We start from the raw sequence: 22,501 nt of genomic DNA on the forward strand, positions 1-22,501 counted from the left end.
CGCCGCTCCCGCTCCCCTGCGCGGAGGTCCCCGGAGGAGGTCCCCATGCGCCAGCGGCACAGCTTCCACCTCGACCGGGGCGACCACTCCGTCACGGTGAACGTCCGGTCCGGGTGGATCACCGAGACCGAGTTGCTGGTGGACGGCAGGGAGCTCGCCTTCCACCGCGTCCACGGGCACGGTGTCTACCCGCTCACCCTCGCCGCCGAGTTGGCCGAGGAGCCGCCGCTGCCGCTCGCAGTCCGGCTGGAGCGGACCGGGACACCCGAGCACCCGCTCGCCTGCGTGCTGGAGCTGCGCGGCGCCGTCCACCCGATGCCGGAGCAGACGGAGCACTGAGGGACGGAGCACCGAGAGCCCAGCCGGCGGCCGGACCCGTTGCGGCGGTCACCGCGGTGTCACGCCCGCCCGGACTCCGCGGCCGCCTCCGCCACGATCTCCTCGACGGCCGCCCGGGCCCGGGCGGCGTCCTCCGCCACCAGGGCGATCCTGGTCCGGCGGTGGAGCACGTCGTCCGCGTCCAGGGCGCCCTCGTGCGTGACCGCGTAGGCGATCTCGGCGCGGGTGACGTCGATGCCCTCCGCGACCGGTGCGGCCGTTCCCGCCGCCAGGACCTCGCGGGCCGCGCCGCCGTGACGGGCGAGCAGCGAGGCCGGCACCTCACCGTCGGGCGCCGGGCGGCTGTCACGGTGGGCGGGCGCGCCGACCAGCGGGAGGCGGGCCGTCCAGCACCTGCGGGCGGGCAGTCCGCGCAGGCGGGTGGCGGTGTCCACGGCGTCCTCGGCCATCCGCCGGTAGGTGGTGAGCTTGCCGCCGACCACGGTGATCACCCCGGACGGGGACTCCAGCACCGCGTGCTGGCGGGAGAGGTCGGCCGTGGCGCCGTCGCCGGTGTCGATCAGCGGCCGCAGCCCGGCGTACGCGCCGCGCACGTCCGCCCTGGTCAGTGCGGTCTGCAGGGCGGTGTTGACGGTGTCGATCAGGAAGGCCAGCTCGCCCTCGGTCGGCTGCGGCTCGTCCGGGATCGGGCCGGGCGCGTCCTCGTCGGTCAGGCCGATCGCGACCCGGCCGAGTTGCTGCGGCAGCGCGAAGACGAACCGGCTGGTGGAGCCGGGTACCGGGACGGTGAGCGCGGCGCTGGGCCGTCCCAGGGCGGCGGCGTCGACCACCAGGTGGGTGCCGCGGCTGGGCCTCAGCCGGATCGACGGGTCCACATCACCCGCCCAGACGCCGGTGGCGTTGACCACCGCACGGGCGGCGAGGGTGAGGGACTGCCCGGTGAGCGCGTCGGTGAGACGGGCCGAGGTGCCGGTGACGTCCTCCGCCCGCACCCGGGTCAGCACGGTGGCGCCGTACTGCGCGGCCGTGCGGGCCAGTGCCACCACCAGCCGTGCGTCGTCCACCAGTTGGCCGTCGTGCGCGACCAGCGCACCGGCGAGGCCCTCCGCCCTCACGCCGGGCACCAGTTGGCGGGCGCGGGCGGCACCGACGCGGCGCACCCGCGGCAGCAGGCCACCCGGGGTGCCGGCACTCAGCCGCAGCGCGTCGCCCGCCACGAATCCGGCGCGGACCAGCGAGGCCTGCCCCCGGCTCATCAACCCGGGCAGCAGCGGCACCAGTTGGGGCATCGGGCGGACCAGGTGCGGGGCGGTGCGGGTCATCAGCACGCCGCGCTCGACAGCGCTCTCCCGGGCCACGCCGACCCGCCCGGAGGCGAGGTAGCGCAGGCCGCCGTGGACCAGCTTGGAGCTCCACCGGCTCGTCCCGAAGGCGAGGTCGCGAGCCTCGACGAGGACCGTGCGCAGGCCGCGCGCGGCCGCGTCCAGGGCCACCCCGGCGCCGGTGACGCCACCGCCGATGACCAGCAGGTCGACGACCGGGCCGGAGGTGAGCGCGTCCAGTTCCAACTCCCGCCGCCTGGCGTCGAGTCGGGCGGTTCCGGCATAGGGACCGGCGGTGGTGGTCATCTGGTGCCTCCGTTGGTGTTCCCGCCGCTCACGGCGGGAGGTGTCCGTACGTCAGGGCGCGAGGTGTCCGTGCATCAGGGCGTGCGGTGTCCGTAGGTCAGGGCGTGCGGCGCCGTGGGTCAGGGCGCGAGGTGTCCGTTCACGGCGCGAGGTATCCGTTCAGCGCCCGGGTCAGCTCGCGCCGCCAGGCCGCCTCGGGCAGCAGTGCGGCGACCATGCGGTGCGACTGCACGGTGGACTGGGCGATCAGCAGCACCATGGCCGCCATCTCGACCGGTTCGCCGGCCCGGATCGAGCCGTGCGCCTGGCCCTGCTCGATACCCGCGCACAGCGCCTCGATCAGGCCGCGCTGGCTGGTGCCGAGCCGCTCCACGACGTACTCGAAGAGCGTGTCGGAGTCGGCCGAGCGCAGGAGCGCGCCCAGCACCGGGTGGTCACGCAGCCGGACCGCCACCTCGACCACCCCGTCGACGAGGGCCTCGCGGTCCTCTCCGACGAGCGCGACCGTCTCCTGGGTGGCCCGGATCTCGCGGGTGAGCAGCGCCCCGATCACCGCCCGGACGTCCGGCCAGCGCCGGTAGACGGTCGGGCGGCTGACCCCCGCGCGGCGGGCGATCTCGGCCAACTGGGTCCGGCGCACGCCGAGATGGACGATCAGCTCGGCGGCGGCGTCGAGGATCGCGTCGTCGGTACTGCGGGGCTCCGGGGCTCCGTCGGGGCCGGCTGGGCTCGCGTTACTACTTGACATGATGTGTGAAACTGTAACGCATGGCACCTGAGACGCAAGCGGGACCGGCCGGAGCCGCGTTGCCGCTCCCCCCGATGAAGTGGGACGCCTGGGGCGACCCGGCCCTCGCCAAGGAGCTGTCCGCCGACATCAAGGCCCTGCTCACCGCAGCCCTCGGCGTCACCGGCGACGCGACCCCCGGCCCGTCCGCCGACGAGGTCGTACTGAGCCCCTCACGGCTGGCCGAGGCCGACCTGAAGGCGCTCGCCGCCGTCGTCGGCGAGGCCCACGTGAGCGCCGCCGACGCCGACCGCCTCCCCCGGGCCGGCGGCAAGTCCACCCCCGACCTGCTCCGCCGGCGCAGCCGCGGGCCGCAGGACGCGCCCGACGCCGTCGTCCTGCCCGGCAGCGAGGACGAGATCACCGCACTGCTCGCGCTCTGCGCCGAACACCGGATCGCCGTCGTCCCGTTCGGCGGCGGCACCAGCGTGGTCGGCGGCCTCGACCCGGAGCGCGGCGCGTTCACCGCCGTGATCTCGCTCGACCTGCGCCGCTTCGACCAGCTCCTCGACCTGGACGAGACCTCCGGCGAGGCCGTCCTCGGCGCGGGCCTGACCGGCCCGGCGGCCGAGGCCCTGCTCTCCGCCCGCGGCTTCGAACTCGGCCACTACCCGCAGAGCTTCCGCTTCGCCACCATCGGCGGCTTCGCGGCCACCCGCTCCTCCGGCCAGGACTCCGCCGGGTACGGGCGCTTCGACGAGATGGTGCGCGGCCTGCGCGTCGTCACCCCGGCGGGCGTGCTCGACCTCGGCCGCGCCCCCGCCTCCGCCGCCGGCCCCGACCTGCGCGAGCTGTTCCTCGGCTCGGAGGGCACCCTGGGCGTGATCACCGCCGTCCGGGTGCGGGTGCACGCGGCACCCGCGGTGAAGGCGTACGAGGCCTGGTCCTTCCCGGACTTCGCGACCGGCGCGACCGCCCTGCGCGCGGTCGAGCAGCAGGGCACCGGCCCGACCGTCATCCGGCTCTCCGACGAGGCCGAGACGATGGTCAACCTGGCGATGACGGAGAAGATCGGCGGCGAGCCGGCCGTCACCGGCTGCCTGGCGGTCACCGTCTTCGAGGGCACCGCCGACCAGGTCGCCACCCGCCACCAGCTCACCCGCGACGTCCTGCTCGCGGCCGGCGGCACCTCGCTCGGCGAGGCGCCCGCCCGGGCCTGGGAGCACGGCCGGTTCAACGCGCCGTACCTGCGGGACTCGCTGCTCGCCGCGGGCGCGCTCTGCGAGACGCTGGAGACGGCGACGGACTGGCGCCGGCTCGCCGACCTGCGCTTCGCCGTCACCTCCGCGCTGACCTCGGCGCTCCCCGGCGCGCTCGTCCTCTGCCACATCTCGCACGTCTACCCGACCGGCGCCTCGCTCTACTTCACCGTCGTCGCCGCCCTCGGCGAGGACCCGCTCACCCAGTGGGCCGCCGCCAAGCGCGCCGCCGGTGACGCCATCGTCGCGGGCGGCGGCACCATCACCCACCACCACGCCGTCGGCGCCGACCACCGGCCCTGGATGGCCGACGAGATCGGCGAGTTGGGCGTCCGCATCCTGCGCGCGGTCAAGGCCGAACTCGACCCGGCGGGCATCCTCAACCCCGGCAAGCTGATCCCGTGAGCAGCCCTTGGGGGTCCCCCCGGCCGAAGCCGGGGGGAGCACGAGTCGCCGGAAGGCGCGCGTGGGCTCATGCCCCTGCCGAGTGCAGCGAGGTGGGCGCATGAACCAGCCGGGAGGGGCCATCCGCCGCGTCGTCCTCCTCACCAACCCCGCCGCAGCCGCCGGCCACGCCGAGCCGGCGGCCCGCCGCGCCACCGCCCGCCTGCGCGCCCTGGGCGTCGAGGTGGAGGAGCAGGCGGGCGCCTCGGCGGAGGAGTCCCTCCGGCTGGCCCGCGCCGCCGTCTCCTCCGGTTCCTGCGACGCGCTGGTGGTCGTCGGCGGGGACGGCATGATCAACCTCGGTCTCCAGGCCGCGGCCGGCAGCGACGTGCCGCTCGGCGTCGTCCCGGCCGGCACCGGCAACGACCACGCCCGCGCGTACAACCTGCCGCGCGACGCACCCGAGGCCGCGGCCGACGTCGTCGCCGCAGGGCACACCCGGTCCGTGGACCTCGGGCGCGTCACGGCTTCCGACGGATCGTCGCACTGGTTCGGCTCCGTGCTGGCCAGCGGCTTCGACTCGCTCGTCAGCGACCGCACCAACCGGCTCCGCTGGCCGCGCGGCCGGATGCGCTACAACCTGGCCATCCTGGTCGAGTTCGCCAACCTCCGGCCCCTCCCCTTCCGCGTCACCCTGGCCGACGGCACCGTCATCGAACGCGACCTGACGCTGGCCGCCGTCGGCAACACCAGCAGCTACGGCGGCGGCATGCTCATCTGCCCGTCCGCCGACCCCGCCGACGGCCTCCTCGACCTCACTCTCGTGTCCGCGATGCCCAGGCTGCGGATCGCGCGCTTCTTCCCGACCCTCTTCAAGGGGACGCACGTGGAGCGCCCGGAGGTCACCACCCACCGCACGGCGTCGCTGCGGATCGAGTCGCCGGGCATCACGGCCTACGCGGACGGCGAGTTCATGGCCGCGCTGCCGGTCGACGTCACCGTCGTCCCTGGCGCGCTCCACCTGCTCGCCCCGGCCTGACCGCAAACCGGTGAGGGCCCCGTCGGAGGATCTCCGGTGGGGCCCTCACCGGTTCACGACCGGCCAACCGGACAGCAGGTCGCCCGGCGTCACCAGGAACATGCCGGCACCGGTGGCCATGAACCCGCATCCGACGATCTTCTGGATGACCATGACGGCCCGGTCCGTCCGTTCCCTGCCGGAGACCTTGTCGCTCCGCCGCCTCAGGGCAGCAGGCGTACTCGCCCGAGCCCGTTGCCGGTGCGGAGGTTCTCTCCCCACGGTCGGCGCCCCGCACTCCCCGCCTGCGGGCGACGAACCGGCCGGACGATGCCGCACAGGACGATCCTGCACAGGAAGTCGGACCGGCCGACTTCCTGTGCAGGGCCGCTCACCGCTCCTGGGGCGAGGGGACGCGCACGGACGCCATGCCGGCGGCGGTCGCGGCCTGGACGCCCAGATCGGTGTCCTCGAACACCAGGCAGTCCCGGGGCCGGACGCCGAGGCGCTCGGCCGCGAGCAGGAAGGCCTCCGGGTCGGGCTTGGCCTTCGCGTAGTCGCCCGCGCAGACCAGCAGGTCGAAGCTGTCGAGCAGCCCGAGGGTGGTCAACGACGCCGTGACGGACTCCCGGGTGCTGCCGGACACCACCGCGCTCGGCAGCCGCCCGTGCGCGTACTCGACGTGGGCCAGGATGCCCGGGACGGCCTTGAGCTGCGGCAGCAGCTCGCCGTAGAGGTCCTCCTTCCGGCGGGCGACGGCGTCCACCGGCATCGCCAGCCCCTGCTCCTCGTTGAGCGAGGCGATGATGTCGGCGACGGTCCGCCCGCCCCAGGCATAGAAGAGGTCCTCGGGGAAGGTGCAGTGCCACTCGTCGAGCGCCTGCTTCCAGGCCCGGTAATGGAGTGGCATGGAGTCGGCGACGGTGCCGTCGCAGTCGAACAGGTAGGCCCGGAACGTGCCCGGCGGCAACGGGATGATCATCGGATCAGGGTATCTCTCGGCCGTTTCCCGGCACGCGGGCCGCCCGGTTGTCAGTAGACTCCGGTCTCGACTTCGTCCATTTCCAGGCCACTTGGGGGGCGCCATGGACGTGCACATTTCGGTGACCGGTGAGCGCACCGCCGAGGAGGCCGAGTCGCTCGCGGACTGGCTGCGGGGGGAGCCGGGGCTCGCGGGCGTCAGGCTGACCGGGGCGGTGCCGGCACCGGGCGAGCTCGGCTCGGTGTCGGACCTCGTGACCGTCGCGGTCGGGGCCGGCGGCGCCGTCTCGGTGCTCGCCGCCTCCCTGCGCACCTGGTTCGCCCAGCCCAAGCGGAGCGACATCCGGCTGAAGATCCGCCGGCCCGGCGGCGAGGCGGTCGAGATCGACGCCAAGCGGGTCCGTGGCAAGGACCTTGAGGCCGTCCTGCGCCAGGTCCTCGACCGTGGCGAGGCCGGGCAGGAGTGAGGTGCGCCTTCCGGATCCCCAGCGGTCCCGGATCGTCCTGATCGGCGCCGGAAGCTACTCCGACCAGGACCTTCCCGACCTCGACACCGTCCGGCGGACGATCACCGACCTCGCCGCGGTGTTCACCGACCCGGCGCACGGCCTCGTCCCCGAGCACCACTGCGCGGTCCTGCTGGACGACGGCGACATCCGCACCGTCGGCCGGCGGCTGCGCGCCGCCGCGCAGGAGGCCGAGGACCTCCTGCTGGTCTACTACGCCGGGCACGGCCTCGTCGCCGGACGCCGCCACGACCTCTACCTCGCCCTGCCCGACAGCGAGTTCGAGGCGCCGGAGTTCGGCTCGCTGGAGTACGACAAGCTGCGCAGCGCAGTCCTCGACAGCCGGGCCGCCGCCAAACTCATCGTCCTGGACTGCTGCTTCTCCGGCCGGGTCGTCACCGACTCGATGGCGGGCGGTGCGGGCGAGCAGCTCAACCGCCTCGACGTGGAGGGCACTTACGTCCTCACCTCCGCCCAGCGCGACCAGGTCGCCCTCTCCCTGCCCGGTGAGGACCACACCGCCTTCTCCGGACGCCTGATCCGGCTGCTCCGGGAAGGCGTGGTCGGCGGCCCCGAACTCCTCACCGTCGACGACCTTTACCGGCGGCTCTCCGCCACCATGACCGCGGAAGGCCTGCCCGTCCCGCTCAACCGCGCCACCCGGACGGCCAGCCTGATCGCCCTCGGCGCCAACCGCGCGTACGCGGCGGCGGCCGGGCCGGACCTGCGGAAGCGCGTGAGAGCCGCTGTCGAGCAGGGCAAGTCCGGTAACTGGCAAGGCGCTTCGGAGCAGCTGCGCCGCATCCTCGACGAACAGACCCGCATTCTCGGCACCGGCCACGAGGACACCCTCCGCAGCCGGCAGTGGCTCGCCCACAGCCTCGGCGGCGCCGGCGACCCGGCCGAGGCCGCGCGCCTGCTGCGCCCGCTCCTCACGGACCACACCCACCTGCTCGGCCCCGACCACAAGGACACCCTGCGCAGCCGGCAGTTCCTCGCCGTCAACCTCGGGGAGGCCGGCCACCGGGAGGAGGCCGTCGCCATCCTGCGCATCCTGCTCGCCGACCGCAGCCGTGTCCTCGGCCCCGAGGACCCGCAGACCCTGCGGACGCGGCACCTGCTCGCGCGCAACCTGGCGCTGACCGGCGCGGTGGACGAAGCAGCCGCGCTGCTGCGGCAGTTGGTGAGCGAGCGGGAACGAATCCTGGGAGCCGGGCACGAGCACACGGAACGGGCCCGGACGGATCTGGCGGGGTTGGGCCCGGAGGGGGGTGAGCGGTGACCGACTTCGAGAAGTACACCGACCGCGCGCGACGGGTGGTCCTCCTGGCCCAGGATGAGGCCCGGATGCTCAACCACAACTACCTCGGCACCGAGCACCTGCTGCTCGGCATGCTGCAGGAGGGCGAAGGGGTCGCCGCGGTGGCGCTCGCCGGTCTCGGGGTCACGCTCGAAGCGGCCCGCCAGGAGGTCGAAGTGATCATCGGCCGCGGGCAGCAGCGCCCGACCGGCGAGCTCCCCTTCACGCTGCGCGCGCAGAGGGTTCTGGGATCGCTGGCATTCTCCGAGGCCGTGAAGCTCAGCCACCAGTACGTCGGGACCGAGCACCTCCTGCTGGCCGTGATCCAGGAGGGCCAAGGCGTCGCGGTCCAGGCCCTCACGGGCCCGTTGGGCATTTCGCTCGACAGGACCCGTCAGGAGGTGCTCTACGCCCTGCTCGGGTCCGCGCCGGAGCCGTCCCTGCCGGACTCACCAACCCTGCCGCCCGCGCCGCATCAGCCGCCCCTCGCACACCGGCCGCTCCTGGGCGAACTCGCCCGCGACCTCGGCCGGGAAGCCGCCGGCCAGGAGCTCTTCCCCGTCGTCGGCCGGACGGCGGAGATCGAGCGGATCGCCCAGGTGCTCTCCCGGCGGCAGCGGAACGTCCCGCTGCTGGTCGGCGACCCCGGTGTGGGAAAGGCGAGCGTGGTCGCCGGACTGGCCCACGCCGTCGCGGCGGGCACCGCACCGGCCGTCGTCGCCGGCCGGAAGGTCTACTCGCTCGACGTCGGCGCACTGTTCACCGATCCCCAGCACCACGGCCGGTTCGCCGAGTTGATGTCCGGCCTGCTCGCCGAACTCCAGCAGGGTGACGGTGGCGGTCTCGTCCTCTTCCTCGACAACGCGTTCACCGTCCTGCACACCTCCGACGGCCGGGCGGAGGCGCTCGCCTTCTTCCGGCCGGTGCTGCGCAGCCCCGGGGTTTCGGTCATCGCGGCCTGCACCGCATCCGAGTTCCGCCGCCGGGATCCGGACCCGGGCCTCGACGAGTTCCTCCAGCCGCTGGAGATCGGCGAGCTCTCCACCGACGAGGTGCGGGAGGTCCTCGCCCACATGCGTCCCCGCCTGGAGCAGCACCACGGCGTCGCGATCACCGACGAGGCGCTCCGGGCCGCGGCCGAGCTCGCCCGCGACCACCTGCCCGGTCAGGCCCTGCCCGGCTCGGCGATCGACCTGCTCGACCAGGCGAGCGCCGTGGCAGGGACCCGGCGGGTCGTCGAGCACGCCGATCCGGTCGCCGCGGAGTACGAGCAGCGGCTCACCGAACGCCGGGGCCACCTGGACTCGGCGACGGCCTCGCAGGACCTCGTGCTCGCGGGCCACTACGCGGAGGAGATCGAACGCCTGACCGCTGCTCTCGCCGAACACCGCCGCCGCACCGCGCCGGAGGGCCCGCAGGGCCTGCACGTCACCGCCGCCGAGGTGACGGAGGCCCTCACCACGTACGCCGGCGTCCCGGACACCCCCGCTCCCCGCACCCCGGCCCGTCCCGCACGCAGCGGCCCCCACGATCCCTCGGTCTGGTCGATGAGTTGAGCGCGCGCTCGCTGCGCAGGAAGTCGGCGGGCCCGACTTCTCGCGCAGTGGGAGAAATGCCGACGCGTGCCGGGCACGGCCCCGGCCTCGATCCCGCCTTCCTCATCGGCCGGCGGCTGACCGGCGTCGTCGCGGCGTGGCACGTGTACGAGGAACGGCTCGATCCCCTGCCGGTGGAGGTCTGGCTGCTCGACGACCTGGGCGGGGCGATCCGCGTGGCGAGTGGGACGGACTGGTGCCTGGAGCTGGAGCCGTCCGCGCCGTACGAGGGCTACGACATGGGCGACTGGAGACGCTTCGAGGTCGCCGCGGCGGACGACGCGACGCCGTTCGCCCGCCACCTCGGCGAGACCGTGCTCGGCGCACGGGAGGAGTACGAGCCGCTCACCGGCCGGATCGCCGTCGAACTGGACTTCGCCTCGGGCACCGTCCGCTGCGCAAGCGAGGACGGTGTCCTGCACCTGCGAGCCGTCGAAGGCCCGGCTACCCGTTCCCCCGATGCCGGCTGACCGGGTGACCGATCACCTCCCCGGCGTCCGTCGCGCCGTCCGCCGTCCGGGTCAGGGGGACGCGCCGTGGCGGGGCCCGGCGGGGTCCGGCTCCTAGGGTGGGCCGCGTACGGAAGGCCGGGGGGCCTCAGGAGGAGGACCGGTCCCCTACCGCCGTCGCGACGCGGTGCGCCGCCCGGCAGCGCCCGAGCCCGCAGCGGCAACCGACGAGGCCGAGGCCGGGCCCGTTCCCGCCCGTCGGCCGTACTACCTGACCGCCGGTGCGGACCGCGGGATCTGGTTCACCGAGTTCTGGGGCAGTGTGATCGGCCGGCTCGACCCACTGGCCGCTCCGATGGCCGCTCCGGCGGCGGGCCTGGCGGCCCGTCCCAGCGCGCCCTCCACCGTCAGCTGACACCGACAGCTGACATCGTCGACTGACACTCTCGACTGACACCGCAGCAGCAGCGAACCCCGGGCCGAAGGGATCGGCCCGGGGTTCGCTGTTCAGGGACGGCTCAGCTCTTCGGCGAAGCCGAGGGCAGGGCGCCGCTCAGCAGCGGCCACTCACGGTGGAAGGGCGGGAGCGGGAGCTTGCCCTCGATCACCGGGGTGCCGAAGACCTTCAGGTGGGCGGTGAGCGCACCGTTCAGGTCGACGCCGCCCAGCAGTGCCCAACTGCCCTGGAGCTGCGGCGAACCACCCGGGACGTCGACGGCCAGCGAGCCGTCGGCCTGCGCCCGCAGGTAGGGGGCGACCGTCGCCTCGACGCCGACGGTGTCGTAGAGGCCGACGCTGACCTCGGCGGCGAGTGCGGCCCGGACGGCGGCCTTGCCGGAGACCCGGACGTGGACCGGGGAGACCTTGGTGTCGGCCGCGTCGGTGCCGGAGGTCCAGCCACGGCCGCCGGTGTAGTCGGCGTGGACGGCCCAGGTACCGGTGATCTCCTGCTCGGCCTCGACGTGGACCTTGCCGTCGGCGCCGATCTCCAGGTAGCAGGTCAGCCCGAGGTTGACCACGACCGGCAGGCCTGCCACCGTGACGACCGGGCTGGCCTGGAGCTTGGCGAACGGCAGGCGGATCGGTGCGGAGCCGGTGCTGCGGGCGAGATCGCCGCTGACCTTCCACTGCGCGTGGGCGCCCAGGTCGAAGCCGATGGACGCGGTGCGCGGGCTGCCGACGCCCGCGCCGTGGTAGGCGAAGTGCAGGGCGGGGTGCAGCTGGAGCGAGGCCGAGGCGGCCGCGCTCAGGCCGTCGGGCAGCGGGATCGGCGCGTTGACGTCGACCTCCAGGGTGCCGGAGGCGTCGGCCTTGGTGGTGCCGTTCTCCCGGGCGACGGTCGCCTTGAGGTCCTTGACCAGCGGCGTCACCTTGATCGCGTTCGGGTCGACGGGCACCTTGCCGTCGGCCTCGCTGCTGCCGAGCAGTTCGGAGAGGGTCGCGGGCCGCGTGGCCACGGTGACGGCTCCGCCGCCGGCCGACTTCACGGCCGTCACGGCGACCAGTGCGCCCTGCGGCGCGGCCTCGGTGGGCGGGCTGGCGAGGAGCTGGCCGGGTTTGACGGCCTCGGCGGGGGTGGCCGCGGCGGTGGGCGTGGCGGACGCGCCGGCGGACGGGCCGGTCGGCGCGGCAGCCGAGAGGACCGCCGTGCCCGCGGCCGGGTCGTACGCGGTGACCTTGAGGTTTCCGGCCTCCGGGGCGACGGCCGCGCCGTCCTTGCCGGGCGCACCGATGGCGGCCTGCTGCGCGCCCGGCTGGGCGGCCGCGACCGGCAGGGTGGCGGCTTCCGCCGGACGGCCGGCCGAAGGCGTCGCGGCCTGGCTGCCGGCACCGGCCCGGGGCGAGCCGGACGGCCGTGCGGCCGGTCCGGCCGTCTTAGCGTGGCCGGCCGGGTTGGCGGGGGTCGCCGGGGCGGACGTGGTCGCCGGGGCGGCGTTGCCGACGGCCTCCATGTCGACCGGGGCGGCCTGCTGCGTGCCCGAGGTCGGGCCGCACGCAGCGACGCCGAGCAGCAACAGCGATACGAGGGCAGGGCGGACCGCCGTGCCGAGGGGACTCTTCAACGAAGCTCTTTCGAAGTGGCGGACGCGCACACGGGCGCCCGGGACCAGTGGCTTCAGTGGCGGCCCGAACGGCCGCTCCCGCGCTATGTTACTGACGGGAAACAAGCTTGTCGAAGACATGCAAACGGTGAACGAATGGTCAAGGAACCGTCAATTCGCTTCCATGGCGGCCAAGTTGACCGACACCACCGGAACGCCCCCAGACCTTCGGCGGGTGCCCCCGGCACACCATTCCGCCGACCGGCGGGCCACCACCCCCGCCGGTCGACCGGGTCATTCCCCGCCGGGAATTGTTCCCATCACCTGCCCATCGCAGGATGAATGCTGTCCGGGCACACCGCCGACACAGCGCGAGGAGCACACCATGACCACCACCGCCACCACCCCCACTGCGCAGGACATCGCCGACCGCTACATCGCCCTCTGGATCGAGCCGGACCCGACGCTGCGCCGCAAGGCGATCGAGCTGACCTGGGCGGAGGGTGGCGTCCACCTGCTCCAGCCTCCGGTGGAAATCCGCGACCGGGCCGCCGAGTTGGGGTTCGACGACACCGTGCTGGAGGCTTCCGGGTACGACGCCATCGAGACCCGGGTCGCCCGCAGCTACCAGGAGTTCGTCGCCGCCGGGGAGTTCACCTTCCGGGCCCGCGGCAACGCGACCCGACTGCGCAACATGCTCACGTTCAGCTGGGAGATGGCGCCCGCCGCCGGCGGCGAGGCGCTCGGCGGCGGGCTGGAGGTGCTGGTGCTGGACGAGGAGGACCGGATCACGGCCGACTACATGTTCCCCGGCGCCTGAGCCCCGTCGGCCGCCGGACCGGCCACCGAACCAGCCGCCGGACCGGCCACCGGGCTCCCCTCCGCCCGCAGCGCCGCCGCCGTCGCCTCGTCCGCCGGGAGGAAGGCCTCCAGCTTCAGCTCGGCGAGCGTGATGTCGACGGCGGTCGCGAAGGTGGTGACCGTCGTCATCAGGTGCAGGTCGCCCCGCGAGGTGCGCAGGTGGAGCGGCACGGCGAAGCCGAGATGGTCCACCCCGACGGAACCGAACTCGGGCACGTACGAGGCGAGTTCAGCGTGCAGCTCGCCGAGGTGGGCCGTCCGCTCCACGATGTGGCGGGCCCAGGCGGCGAAGTTGAGGATGCGCGGGGCCAGGCCGTCGGGGTGGAGGGCGAGACGGTAGGCGTTGGTTCCGGGGCCGACCAGTTCGGGGGCGGCGCCCTCGGTGATCAGGTCGAGGGCCGCGTTGGCGGCGACCACGTCGCCCTGCCGGTCCACCACCAGGGCGGGGTAGGGCAGGTGGCCGGCGAGGATGTGGTCGATGGCGGTGCGGACGGGGGCGAGGTCGGGGCTGTCGAGCGGGCTCTCGCGGTACGCGGGGGCGTAACCGGCCGACAGCAGCAGCTCGTTGCGCTCGCGCAGCGGAAGGTCGAGCGACTCGGCGAGGCGGACGACCATGCCCCGGCCCGGCACCGAGCGGCCGGACTCGATGAAGCTGAGGTGCCGCTGGGTGGTGCCCGCGCGGGTGGCGAGGTCGAGTTGGCTGATGCGGCTGCGGGTACGGCGCTCGCGGAGCGTCTGGGGAAAGTCCACGTGCCAGTTGTAGCCGGTGCGGCGGAGTACCGGCCATTCCCCCAAGGGAATTGTGACGACATCCGCCACCGGCGACGATCTCCGGCATGGACATCGGTGTACTTCTCCCGACCGGCAAGGCCCAGTGGGGCACCACCGGCGACCCGCGCGAGCTGATCGCCTTCGCCCGGGAGGCCGAGGAGTCGGGCTACTCCTCGCTCTTCGCCAACGACTCGCTGCTCAGCCCGCGTATCGAGACCCTCACCATGCTGGCCGCGCTCGCCCCGGTCACCGAGCGGGTGACCCTCGGCACCGGCGCCCTCCTGCCGTTCCTGCGCCGGCCGGTCCAGGCCGCACAGGCACTGGCCTCGATCGATCTGCTCTCCGGCGGCCGGCTGGCCGTCGCGGTCGGGGCGGGCTTCCCGGGACGGTTCGGACGGCCGCTGTACGAGCTGTCGGAGGTGCCGTGGGCGCGCCGGTTCGCGCGGCTGGACGAGACGGTGGCGCTCTGGCGGGCGCTGTGGAACGGGGAGACCTCCTTCCACGGCGAGTTCCACGACCTCGCCGCGATCCCGGCCGCGACGGCCCCCTTCCGCCCGGGCGGCCCGCCGGTCTGGCTCGGCGGCGCGACCCCGGCCGCGCTCGCCCGCACCGGGCGGCTCTACGACGGCTGGCTGCCGTACCCGCCGGACCCTGCCGACTACCGCTCCGGACTGGCGGAGGTCCACCGGGCCGCGGCCGACGCCGGGCGCCGGGCGGCGGACATCACCCCGGCGCTCTTCATCTCGGTCCGCATCGACGAGAACGTGGCGGACGGCCGCGAGGCGATGGACGCCTACGCGCACGCCAACTACGGAATGCCACTGGCCGAGTTGGAGAAGATCCAGGCGGTGGTCACCGGCGCCCCGGAGGACGTCCTCGCCGGGCTCGCCCGCTACCGCGACGCGGGCGCGCGCCACATCGTCGCCCGGCTCGGCGCGCTCGACCTGCCGTCCCAGCGCGAGCAGCTCCGGCGGTTCGCCGCGCTGCTGCCGGAACTGACGTGACGCCACTGCCCGAACCGGTGTGACACCCCGTCAGATCCCGGGCTTCGCCTCCACCGTGCCGTCCTCGATGGCGGCCAGCAGCGCGGCGTGGTCGGTCTCCGTCTGGTCGGCGTAGTGGACGGCGAAGTCGGCGATCGCCTCCGCGAAGGTGTCGGCGCTGCCGAGGTAGCCGGCGACGGCGAGGCGGTCGCCGGAACGGGCATGGGCGCGGGCCAGGGCGCGGCCGCAGAGGTCGGCGTAGGCGCGCAGGCCCGACGCCGTCATGCCGGAGACGTCGGCCGAACCCTTCATGTCGCGCAGCTGGCGGCCGTAGAAGTGGACGCCGGCCGGGCCGGTGGTCCAGCCGAGGAAGATGTCACTGGCCGCCTGCATCAGGTGCTGGCCGGTCACGACGCGGCGGCCGCCGTGGAAGACCGGCGCCTCGGCGGGCGGGCGGCCGGCGGGCAGGTGCTCCTCCAGGACGGAGCGGTCGGCCTCCTTGAGCTGGAGGAAGAGCGGGTCCTGCTCGTCGCGGCCCTCCAGCAGGACGATGAAGCAGCGGGTGCCGACGCTGCCGACGCCGACCACCTTGCGGGCCGCGTCGACGAAGTGGAAGCGGTCGAGCAGGACGCGGCGGTCCTCGGCCAGGCTGGCCCGGTAGTCGCTGAAGATCTTGCCTACCCGGCGGAGCTCGTTCCCGGGCAGCGGCTCGATCAGCGGCGGCTCGGTGATGATCCGGCGGCGGCCGTCCTCCCCCATCTCGGTGAGCTTGCCGAAGGCGTGCATGCTGGTCCGGCGGCGGGCCTTCGCGAGGTTGGCCTCGACCAGCTTGCGGCTCTTGGCCTTGCGCACCAGCGGGAGGATGTCGTCGGTGTCGATCCGGGCGTACCAGACGTCGAGCTCGCCCAGCGCGGCCAGTTTGCGCATGGCCGTGGCGTACCCCTGGGCGGCGGTGAGCGCGGCCCGGCGGACCTGGTCCGCGTCGTGGCCGTTGCCGCGGCCGGCCACGGCCACACTGGCGGCCAGCCGTTTGACGTCCCACTCGAACGGGCCGGGGTAGGTCTCGTCGAAGTCGTTGAGGTCGAAGAGCAGTGCGCGTTCCGGTGATGCGTACACCCCGAAGTTCAACAGGTGTGCGTCACCGCAGAGTTGGACGGTGATACCGGTGTCGGGGCCGGCCGCGAGGTCGGCGGCCATGACGGCGGCCGCGCCGCGCAGGAAGGCGAAGGCGGACTCGGCCATCCTGCCGTAGCGGATCGGCAGCAGCTCGGCGACCCGGCCGACGCCCTGCCGCTCCAGCACGGCGACCGGGTCGGGGCGGTCGGCGGCGGGGATCCAGAGGCCGTGGGCGGCGCGCGAGACCCGGGCGCGGGCGGCCCGGCCGCGGCGGCGGCGTTCGGCGGGAGTGGTCATGCACGGCTCCTCGGTCTCGTACGCGGCCACGCGGCCGCCCGGCCGGCGTCGCGGGCCCGGGTGCGGCTTCCCCGGCCGGTGGGCGGGCATCTCCCTGCGACGCTAGGTCACCCGCCGGGGCCCGGCACGTCGAGGCGCGGGCAGGCCTGCGGCACGCCCACCCGCGCTCGGCCGAACAGGTGAAGCCCGGGGACCGCGGGGCCTCACTCGACGACGAAGTCCGCCATCATCGCCATGTCCTCGTGCTCCAGGTTGTGGCAGTGCAGCATGTACGCCCCCGGATAGTCCGTGAAGCGGACCAGCACCTCCACCGCCTCCGTCGGCCGCAGGTCGACGGTGTCCTTCCAGCCGGCGTCGTACGGGCCCGGCTGCCGGCGGTTGCGGGACAGCACCTGGAAGTGGTCCAGGTGGAGGTGGACGGGGTGGTGGAGGTCGGTGAAGAACCGCCAGATCTCGGTGGTGCCGAGGGCGGGACTGGCGAGGGCGCGACCGGGCACGTAGGGCCTGCCGTTGATGGTCCAGCCGTCGTTGCGGCTGCGACGGAACCCGAAGGTGCGGGTGGTCGCGGCGGCGGCGGGGTCGAGCCGTTCGAAGGCGGCGAGCCGTTCGGGCACGGCAGAGTCGTCCTGGACCGGACGGGAGGACACGTCGAACCGCATCACCTCGGCGGTCCGCTCGCTGCCGAACCGGTTCATCAGGCGGACGGACGTCCCGGGCGGGTAGCGGGAGAAGTCGACGACGAGGTCGAAGCGCTCGGCCGGGGCGATCTCGACGGCGTCGTGCGCGACCGGGGCCTCCAGCAGGCCGCCGTCGCCGCCGATCTGGACCAGCGCGTCGCCGCCGGCGGGCTGCGGGTCGAGCTCCAGGCGGTAGAGGCGGGCGTTGGAGGCGTTCAGCAGGCGCAGCCGGTAGCGCGCGCGGTCCACGTCCAGCCGGGGCCAGGGCGCGCCGTTGACCAGGAGGACGTCGCCGAGCACGCCGTTCATGTACTCGTCGGTGACGCCCGGGACGGTGAGCGCCGGGTCGATCGCCGGATAGCGGAGGGAGCCGTCCTCGGCGAAGGCACGGTCGGCGAGCATCAGCGGGAGGTCGCGGTCGCCGCGCGGCAGTGGCAGGGCGTCCTCCTCGTCGTCGTGGACGAGGTGGAACCCGGAGAGGCCCCGCCAGATGCCGGGGCCGGTGAAGCCCATCCGGTGGTCGTGGTACCAGAGCGTGGCCGCGCGCTGCCTGCCGGGATAGGTGTAGGTGCGGTCGCTGTTGGTGGTCCGGGCCAGGGTGAGGCCGGCGCCGTGCTCCATCCCCGCCATGCCCGCCATCCCCGCCATGGCGGCGTGCCCCTTCGCGTCGCCCGAGCGGCCCGACGCCGCCGGCAGGATCAGGTCGATCGGGTAGCCGTCGCTGTCCGCCGGGGTGTGCCCGCCGTGCAGGTGGACCACCGACGGGACGGGCAGCTCGTTGCGGTGGCGCACCACCGTCTCCCGGCCGGCCCGGACGGCCAGCGTCGGGCCGGGGTAGCTGCCGCCGTACGTCCACGCCTCGGTACGCAGGCCGGGCAGGATCTCCAGCCGGGCGACCTGCTGGGTGATCTCGTAGTAGTCGGTGCTGCCGTCGCTGCGCACCGGCCGCAGGACCGGCGGCAGCGGCAGCGGCACCTGGAACGCCTCCGGCAGCTCCACCGCGCTGCTCAGCAGAAGGCCCGGCTGCCCCTCGGTCAGCAGACGGGCGGCGGCCGGGACGGCGAACGCCCCCAGCGCGCCCGCGCCGACCGCGGCCGCGCCGATGCCGAGGAACCGTCGGCGGTTCACGGGGCCACCCCCACGTGCCCTCCCGGCCGGGGTAGCAGGCCGGCGTCTTCGGGGCCCTCGGGGCCGCCCGCTCCGGCGGGGGCGGGCGAGCGGGCCGGCAGCGGCTGCCGCCAGGCGCCGACCAGGGCGAACAGGGTGCCGCTGACCAGCAGCACGCCGAGCACCACGTGCAGGCCCAGCGCGCGGTTGTAGCCGAGGCCGATCTGCAGCATCACCGCGGCCGTCAGAAGCGCCGAGACGCCGAGCGGCCAGCGCGGGCCGCGGCCGGGCCACCGGACCAGCACTCCCGCCACCAGCTGACAGACCGCGACGGCGGCCAGCGCCGTCGCGCCCGCCGCGTGCATCGCCAGTGCCTCGTAGTGGCCGTTGAGGAAGCCGGCGGCCAGCACGGTCTGCAGGAGGGCCAGGACGGCCGGCGCGGTGGCGGTCGCCCGCAGCAGGATCAGCGGCCAACGGGGGGCGGGGGCCACGGGAGGACTGCTCATGGAGGGCTTCTCTCTGCTCGGCCGGGGCGGCGGGGGCGGGGCACCGGAGACGGGCCTGCGGAACGGCACGCGGAAGGGGCGGACGGAACGGCCCGGCGAAACGGGCTGAAGGAACGGGCTGTAGGAGGGACGGACGGAGGGAACAGGCGGAGGGAACGGGAAACGCCCCCGGAGGCGGCTCGGCCCCGGACGGCGCGGCGGCGAGCGTAGCTGATCCGACATCACGATCAACGCATCTGAACGGTGTTGATGCCCACGGCCACCCCACTGCGCCGTTCCGGGGCCCGTTTCTCACCCGAACGGGCGGTACGCCGTGGTCGCGCACCGCCCGTTGGTCCGTGAGCCCGCAGCGGCCCGCCGCCGCCCCGGGCGCCCGCTACTGCCTGCCGCCGCCCGCCGCCACCGGGCGGGCCCGGAGCAGTGCGCGGGCCGGCAGACCGGTCGCGCCGAGGCAGAGCAGCACGGCACCCGCGGCCAGCGGCAGGGCGGTGCCGGCCGGGACGTGCGGGGCGGCACCGGTGATGCCCCGGGTGACCGGGACCAGCGTGATCCAGGCGATCACCCCGCCGACCGCCAGGCCGGTCGCGGCGACCAGCAGCGCCTCCCAGCGCATCATGCCGCGCACCTGCCGCCGGGTCGTCCCGGCCAGGCGCAGCAGCGCCACCTCGCGGCGCCGGTCCAGCACCGTCATCGCCAGGGTGTTGGCGGCGGTGACGGCCGCGAAGCCGCCCAGCACGCCGGCCATCACGGTGTTCGCCCAGGCGTTGATCTCCTGGGCCCGGTCGACCTGCGCGGCGTACCCGGCCCGGTCGGTGACGGTGACGCCGCCGGCCCCGGCGGGCCCGGCCGTCGCCGCCAGCCCGGCGGCGACGGCGGCCCGGTCTGCGCCGGGCGCGTCCGCGACCAGCACCTGGCTGTCGTACCCGGCGGTGACGTGCGCCGCGACGGCCGCCCGCGGCAGCAGCACCTGGCCGAAGCCGAGGCCGCGTTCGTAGGTGGCGACCACCGTCGGCCGGGCCGGGGTGCCGTCGCCGAGCCAGAGCGGGGCCCGGTCGCCGACCTTGACGCCGAGGGTGTCGGCGAGCGCGGCGTCCAGGGCGACGGTGTCGGCCGAACGGCCGAGGTCGGCGAGCGAGCCGCTCCGCACTCCGAGGTCGAGGACCCGGGGCAGCTTCGCCGGGTCGCCGTTGACGCCGAGGGCGGTGGCGGTGGCCAGCACGTCGCCGGCGCGGTAGACGGCGCCGGTGCGCAGCACGCCGACGGCCGCCTCCACACCGGGCACCCCGGCCGCCTGCCCGGCGGTGGCGGCGGGCAGGCCCGGACCGGCCGGGCCGACCACGTGGTCGGCGGTGATTCCGGTGCGCACCTGCTCGCCGGTGACGTGGCGGACGGTGCTCTGCAGGAAGAGCAGGGTGCCGCAGAAGGCGGTGACCATGACGATCGGCGTGATCGCGGAGGCCAGCCGGCGGGCGTTGGCCCGGGTGTTGTCGGCGGCCAGCGAGCCGGGCGCGCCGGCGGCCGCCCGCAGCGGGGCGCCGAGCACCCCGGCGGCGGCCCGGGCCACCCAGGGGCCGAGCAGCGCGACGGCCATCAGGAAGCACATCACCACGCCGAGCGCGGTGTTGGCGGCGTTCATCCCGTCCAGGCCGGCGGCGACGGCGGCCAGCGCGACGCCCCCGGCGGTGAGGACCAGCCCGAAGACGGTCCGCACCTTGCCGGGCCGGACGGGCTCGACGGCCGCCGCCCCGAGCGCCTGCCCCGGGCGCAGCCGGGCCGGCCCGCGGGCGGCGAGGAAACCGGCGGCCAGCGCGGCGAGCGTGCAGGTGGCGACGGAGGCGAGCATCGGCAGCGGGCCGACGGAGAGCGCGACGCCCCCGGGGACGGCGCCGCGGGAGGCCATCTCGCCGAACCACCAGCGGGCCAGGGCCAGTCCGGGCAGGATGCCGAGCGCGCCGGCGACGGGCGCGACCAGCACCGCCTCGGTGGCGATGGTGCGGCGGATCTGGCGCGGGGTGGCGCCGATCGCGCGGAGCAGGGCGAACTCGCGGGCGCGCTGACCGGTGGCCAGGGCGACGGTGCTCATCACGGCGAAGACGGCGGTCATGGTGGCGATGCCGCCGAAGGAGCCGCCGAGCGCGGTCAGCATGGTGCGGCTCCCGGTGAGCGCGGGCTGTTCGACGGCGCCGCGGGCGTCGCCGGTGAACACCGTCGCACCGCCGCCGACGGCCTGGCGGACCTGGTCGGCGAGCGTCCTGCGGTCCACGCCGTCGCGGGGCTGGACGGCGATCGCGTCCACCGTGCCCGGGTGGCCGGAGAGCCGGTCGGCGACGGCGTCGGCGAACCAGGCCTGCGGGCCGCCGCCCGGCGCCGCCGCGAGGCCGGAGACCCGGTACGTGCCGGTGCCGCCGGGCGCGGCGAGCGTCACGGTGGCGCCGGGGGCGAGGTGGGCGGCGCGGGCGGTGTCGGTGTCGAGGACGACCTCGCCGGTGCCGGGGGCGCGGCCCTCGGCCGGCCGCTCGCCCGGGCCGGCGATGCCGAGCGAGGCGAAGCCGCGGCCGGTCAGGCCGGGCAGGCCGCCGGTGGCGCCCGCGGGGATGGGGAAGGCGGTGTCCGGGCGGGCCGACGCGACGCCCGGCAGGGCGGCGATCCGCCCGGCCAGCGCCGCGTCCACCCGGGCCCGCTCGGGCACGGCCTGCTTCACGGTCTCGGTCCCGTCGGCGACCTTGCGGGTGACCGAGACGTTCGGGTCGGCCGCGACCACCACCGGGGTCTGCGCGTAGCGCACCGGCGCCACGCTCGCGGTGAGCCCGGTCTGCAGCAGGGTGCCGCAGGCCGTGATGACGGCCGCGCCGAACAGCAGGGCGATGAAGGTGCCCGCGAACGACGCGGGCCGGAAGCGCACCGAGGCGCGTGCCAGTCCGTTGCTCATGCGGCCGCCCCCACCGGGCGCGCCGTCAGCCTGACCATCCGGTCCGCGACGGCCTGCGGGTCCGGGTGGTGCAGCTCGCCCGCGAGCGCGCCGTCGGCCAGGAAGAGCACGCGGTCGGTGAAGGAGGCGGCGACCGGGTCGTGGGTCACCATGACGACGGTCGCGCCCATGGTGTCGACGGCATTCCGCAGCAGGCCGAGCACCTCGTGCGCGGTCCGGGTGTCCAGCGCGCCGGTCGGCTCGTCGGCGAAGACCACGTCCGGGCCGGTGATCAGCGCACGGGCGATCGCGACGCGCTGCTGCTGACCGCCGGAGAGCTGCCCGGGCCGCCGCCCGGCGTGCTCGCCGAGGCCGACCTGGGCCAGCAACTCCCGCGCCCTGCCCCGATCCTGGCGCTCGCCGGCCAGTCGCTGCGGCAGCAGCACGTTCTGCAGCACCGTCAGCGAGGGCAGCAGGTTGAAGGACTGGAAGACGAAGCCGATCCGGCTGCGGCGCAGCTTGGTGAGCCGGTTCTCGCTCAGCCGGGTGATCTCCTCGCCGCCCAGGTACACCTCGCCGCCGTCCGGGCGGTCCAGGCCCGCCGCGCACTGCAGGAAGGTGCTCTTGCCGGAGCCGGACGGCCCCATGACCGCGGTGAAGGTGCCGCGCTCCAGCGCCAGGTCGACGCCGCGCAGGGCGTGCACCGTCTCGGCGCCGCGCCCGTAACTGCGTCGGACCGCCCGCAGTTCGATCGCGGCGTGGGCGAGGCGCCCGTACTGCTCGGTCTGCCCGGCGTGCTCGGTCGGGCGGCGGTCGCGGCGGGGTGCCATGGTGGGCCTTCCTTCGGGAATCGTCGCTGGTCATCGACGTGTTCCAGCCTAGGAAGGCCTTCCGGGAGCCACCATGGAGGCCACTGGCGGACGCGGGGTGGGGTTTTCCCCACCCCTGCGCCGCCCTTTCGGGCCAGACCACCGCGGGGCCGGGCATCCGCGGGTCGGGCATCCGCGGTCAGGCCTCCGCACGGGTCGGGCCGCTTCGGGGCCGGGC

General features: G+C 75.1%; 20 protein-coding genes. 10 read left to right on the forward strand and 10 right to left on the reverse strand.

Translation table 11 applies throughout. The features are described 5' to 3' along the window. The first annotated feature begins 45 nt into the window (after positions 1-45). Positions 46-339: a hypothetical protein gene (locus C2142_RS09635; RefSeq protein ID WP_148642004.1), complete on the forward strand. Its 294-nt coding sequence runs from the start codon at positions 46-48 to the stop codon at positions 337-339. Positions 340-398: 59 nt separating this feature from the next. On the opposite strand, the gene C2142_RS09640 is transcribed toward C2142_RS09635, so the two are convergent. Next, positions 399-1,967, reverse strand: coding sequence for a glycerol-3-phosphate dehydrogenase/oxidase (locus tag C2142_RS09640; RefSeq protein WP_148642005.1), 1,569 nt, complete (start codon positions 1,965-1,967; stop codon positions 399-401). Between the two features lie 139 nt (positions 1,968-2,106). Further along, entirely contained in the window at positions 2,107-2,715 is a 609-nt protein-coding gene (locus tag C2142_RS09645; protein ID WP_148642006.1) for a TetR/AcrR family transcriptional regulator, read from the reverse strand. A gap of 74 nt (positions 2,716-2,789) precedes the next feature. Here C2142_RS09645 and C2142_RS09650 point away from each other — a divergent pair, with 74 nt between their 5' ends. Together C2142_RS09650 and C2142_RS09655 are read left to right on the forward strand one after the other, a co-directional pair. After that, entirely contained in the window at positions 2,790-4,358 is a 1,569-nt protein-coding gene (locus C2142_RS09650) for an FAD-binding oxidoreductase (RefSeq protein ID WP_148642319.1), read from the forward strand. A gap of 100 nt (positions 4,359-4,458) precedes the next feature. Further along, positions 4,459-5,376: a diacylglycerol kinase gene (locus C2142_RS09655; protein ID WP_148642007.1), complete on the forward strand. Its 918-nt coding sequence runs from the start codon at positions 4,459-4,461 to the stop codon at positions 5,374-5,376. 370 nt (positions 5,377-5,746) lie between these two features. On the opposite strand, the gene C2142_RS09660 is transcribed toward C2142_RS09655, so the two are convergent. Continuing rightward, entirely contained in the window at positions 5,747-6,337 is a 591-nt protein-coding gene (locus C2142_RS09660; protein ID WP_148642008.1) for an HAD family phosphatase, read from the reverse strand. Between the two features lie 103 nt (positions 6,338-6,440). Here C2142_RS09660 and C2142_RS09665 point away from each other — a divergent pair, with 103 nt between their 5' ends. The 5 genes from C2142_RS09665 to C2142_RS09685 all read left to right on the forward strand — a co-directional run bounded on the left by C2142_RS09665 (position 6,441) and on the right by C2142_RS09685 (position 10,601). After that, complete coding sequence (locus C2142_RS09665; RefSeq protein WP_148642009.1) at positions 6,441-6,803, forward strand: hypothetical protein; 363 nt, start codon at positions 6,441-6,443, stop codon at positions 6,801-6,803. A gap of 1 nt (position 6,804) precedes the next feature. After that, entirely contained in the window at positions 6,805-8,124 is a 1,320-nt protein-coding gene (locus C2142_RS09670) for a tetratricopeptide repeat protein (protein WP_162002432.1), read from the forward strand. Continuing rightward, positions 8,121-9,698 (forward strand): Clp protease N-terminal domain-containing protein, encoded by a 1,578-nt coding sequence (locus tag C2142_RS09675; RefSeq protein ID WP_148642011.1) that lies wholly within the window; start codon positions 8,121-8,123, stop codon positions 9,696-9,698. Before C2142_RS09670 ends, C2142_RS09675 begins: the two co-directional genes overlap by 4 nt. Before the next feature lie 56 nt (positions 9,699-9,754). Continuing rightward, on the forward strand, positions 9,755-10,207 hold the full coding sequence (locus C2142_RS09680) for a hypothetical protein (RefSeq protein WP_194235765.1): 453 nt from the start codon (positions 9,755-9,757) through the stop codon (positions 10,205-10,207). A gap of 166 nt (positions 10,208-10,373) precedes the next feature. Further along, positions 10,374-10,601 carry a hypothetical protein gene (locus tag C2142_RS09685; RefSeq protein ID WP_148642012.1) on the forward strand — a complete coding sequence of 76 codons (228 nt, stop codon included), beginning with the start codon at positions 10,374-10,376 and terminating at the stop codon, positions 10,599-10,601. A 103-nt stretch (positions 10,602-10,704) separates the two neighbouring features. On the opposite strand, the gene C2142_RS09690 is transcribed toward C2142_RS09685, so the two are convergent. Further along, a complete protein-coding gene (locus tag C2142_RS09690; protein WP_148642013.1) occupies positions 10,705-12,249 on the reverse strand; it encodes a hypothetical protein in 1,545 nt (514 codons plus the stop codon). A gap of 364 nt (positions 12,250-12,613) precedes the next feature. On the opposite strand from C2142_RS09690, the gene C2142_RS09695 reads away from it, so the two are divergent. Continuing rightward, on the forward strand, positions 12,614-13,048 hold the full coding sequence (locus C2142_RS09695; RefSeq protein ID WP_148642014.1) for a hypothetical protein: 435 nt from the start codon (positions 12,614-12,616) through the stop codon (positions 13,046-13,048). Here C2142_RS09695 and C2142_RS09700 read toward each other — a convergent pair. Next, on the reverse strand, positions 13,027-13,839 hold the full coding sequence (locus tag C2142_RS09700; RefSeq protein ID WP_148642015.1) for a helix-turn-helix transcriptional regulator: 813 nt from the start codon (positions 13,837-13,839) through the stop codon (positions 13,027-13,029). The genes C2142_RS09695 and C2142_RS09700 overlap by 22 nt on opposite strands. A gap of 86 nt (positions 13,840-13,925) precedes the next feature. Between C2142_RS09700 and C2142_RS09705 the strand changes: the two genes are divergently transcribed. Further along, positions 13,926-14,864, forward strand: a complete 939-nt coding sequence (locus C2142_RS09705; protein ID WP_148642016.1) for an LLM class flavin-dependent oxidoreductase — start codon at positions 13,926-13,928, stop codon at positions 14,862-14,864. Between the two features lie 30 nt (positions 14,865-14,894). Here the strand turns inward: C2142_RS09705 and C2142_RS09710 are convergent, their stop codons facing one another. The 5 genes from C2142_RS09710 to C2142_RS09730 all read right to left on the reverse strand — a co-directional run bounded on the left by C2142_RS09710 (position 14,895) and on the right by C2142_RS09730 (position 22,284). Beyond that, positions 14,895-16,256 (reverse strand): DUF2252 domain-containing protein, encoded by a 1,362-nt coding sequence (locus C2142_RS09710; RefSeq protein WP_148642017.1) that lies wholly within the window; start codon positions 16,254-16,256, stop codon positions 14,895-14,897. Positions 16,257-16,459: 203 nt separating this feature from the next. Beyond that, a complete protein-coding gene (locus C2142_RS09715; protein ID WP_148642018.1) occupies positions 16,460-18,061 on the reverse strand; it encodes a multicopper oxidase family protein in 1,602 nt (533 codons plus the stop codon). Further along, entirely contained in the window at positions 18,058-18,546 is a 489-nt protein-coding gene (locus tag C2142_RS09720) for a hypothetical protein (RefSeq protein WP_148642019.1), read from the reverse strand. The genes C2142_RS09715 and C2142_RS09720 overlap by 4 nt, the downstream gene beginning before the upstream one ends. 376 nt (positions 18,547-18,922) lie before the next feature. Then, positions 18,923-21,475 carry an ABC transporter permease gene (locus C2142_RS09725; protein WP_148642020.1) on the reverse strand — a complete coding sequence of 851 codons (2,553 nt, stop codon included), beginning with the start codon at positions 21,473-21,475 and terminating at the stop codon, positions 18,923-18,925. After that, entirely contained in the window at positions 21,472-22,284 is an 813-nt protein-coding gene (locus C2142_RS09730; RefSeq protein WP_148642021.1) for an ABC transporter ATP-binding protein, read from the reverse strand. Before C2142_RS09730 ends, C2142_RS09725 begins: the two co-directional genes overlap by 4 nt. Between the last annotated feature and the right edge of the window lie 217 nt (positions 22,285-22,501).

Source organism: Streptomyces sp. CB01881 (assembly GCF_002953255.1).
Taxonomy (GTDB): Bacteria; Actinomycetota; Actinomycetes; order Streptomycetales; family Streptomycetaceae; genus Kitasatospora.

Bases quoted from the DNA above. Each gene is read 5' to 3' on its own strand.
- C2142_RS09635 (WP_148642004.1), top strand. From the start codon at position 46: ATGCGCCAGCGGCACAGCTTCCACCTCGACCGGGGCGACCACTCCGTC.
- C2142_RS09640 (WP_148642005.1), bottom strand. From the start codon at position 1,967: ATGACCACCACCGCCGGTCCCTATGCCGGAACCGCCCGACTCGACGCC.
- C2142_RS09645 (WP_148642006.1), bottom strand. From the start codon at position 2,715: ATGTCAAGTAGTAACGCGAGCCCAGCCGGCCCCGACGGAGCCCCGGAG.
- C2142_RS09650 (WP_148642319.1), top strand. From the start codon at position 2,790: ATGAAGTGGGACGCCTGGGGCGACCCGGCCCTCGCCAAGGAGCTGTCC.
- C2142_RS09655 (WP_148642007.1), top strand. From the start codon at position 4,459: ATGAACCAGCCGGGAGGGGCCATCCGCCGCGTCGTCCTCCTCACCAAC.
- C2142_RS09660 (WP_148642008.1), bottom strand. From the start codon at position 6,337: ATGATCATCCCGTTGCCGCCGGGCACGTTCCGGGCCTACCTGTTCGAC.
- C2142_RS09665 (WP_148642009.1), top strand. From the start codon at position 6,441: ATGGACGTGCACATTTCGGTGACCGGTGAGCGCACCGCCGAGGAGGCC.
- C2142_RS09680 (WP_194235765.1), top strand. From the start codon at position 9,755: ATGCCGACGCGTGCCGGGCACGGCCCCGGCCTCGATCCCGCCTTCCTC.
- C2142_RS09695 (WP_148642014.1), top strand. From the start codon at position 12,614: ATGACCACCACCGCCACCACCCCCACTGCGCAGGACATCGCCGACCGC.
- C2142_RS09705 (WP_148642016.1), top strand. From the start codon at position 13,926: ATGGACATCGGTGTACTTCTCCCGACCGGCAAGGCCCAGTGGGGCACC.
- C2142_RS09710 (WP_148642017.1), bottom strand. From the start codon at position 16,256: ATGACCACTCCCGCCGAACGCCGCCGCCGCGGCCGGGCCGCCCGCGCC.
- C2142_RS09720 (WP_148642019.1), bottom strand. From the start codon at position 18,546: ATGAGCAGTCCTCCCGTGGCCCCCGCCCCCCGTTGGCCGCTGATCCTG.
- C2142_RS09725 (WP_148642020.1), bottom strand. From the start codon at position 21,475: ATGAGCAACGGACTGGCACGCGCCTCGGTGCGCTTCCGGCCCGCGTCG.
- C2142_RS09730 (WP_148642021.1), bottom strand. From the start codon at position 22,284: ATGGCACCCCGCCGCGACCGCCGCCCGACCGAGCACGCCGGGCAGACC.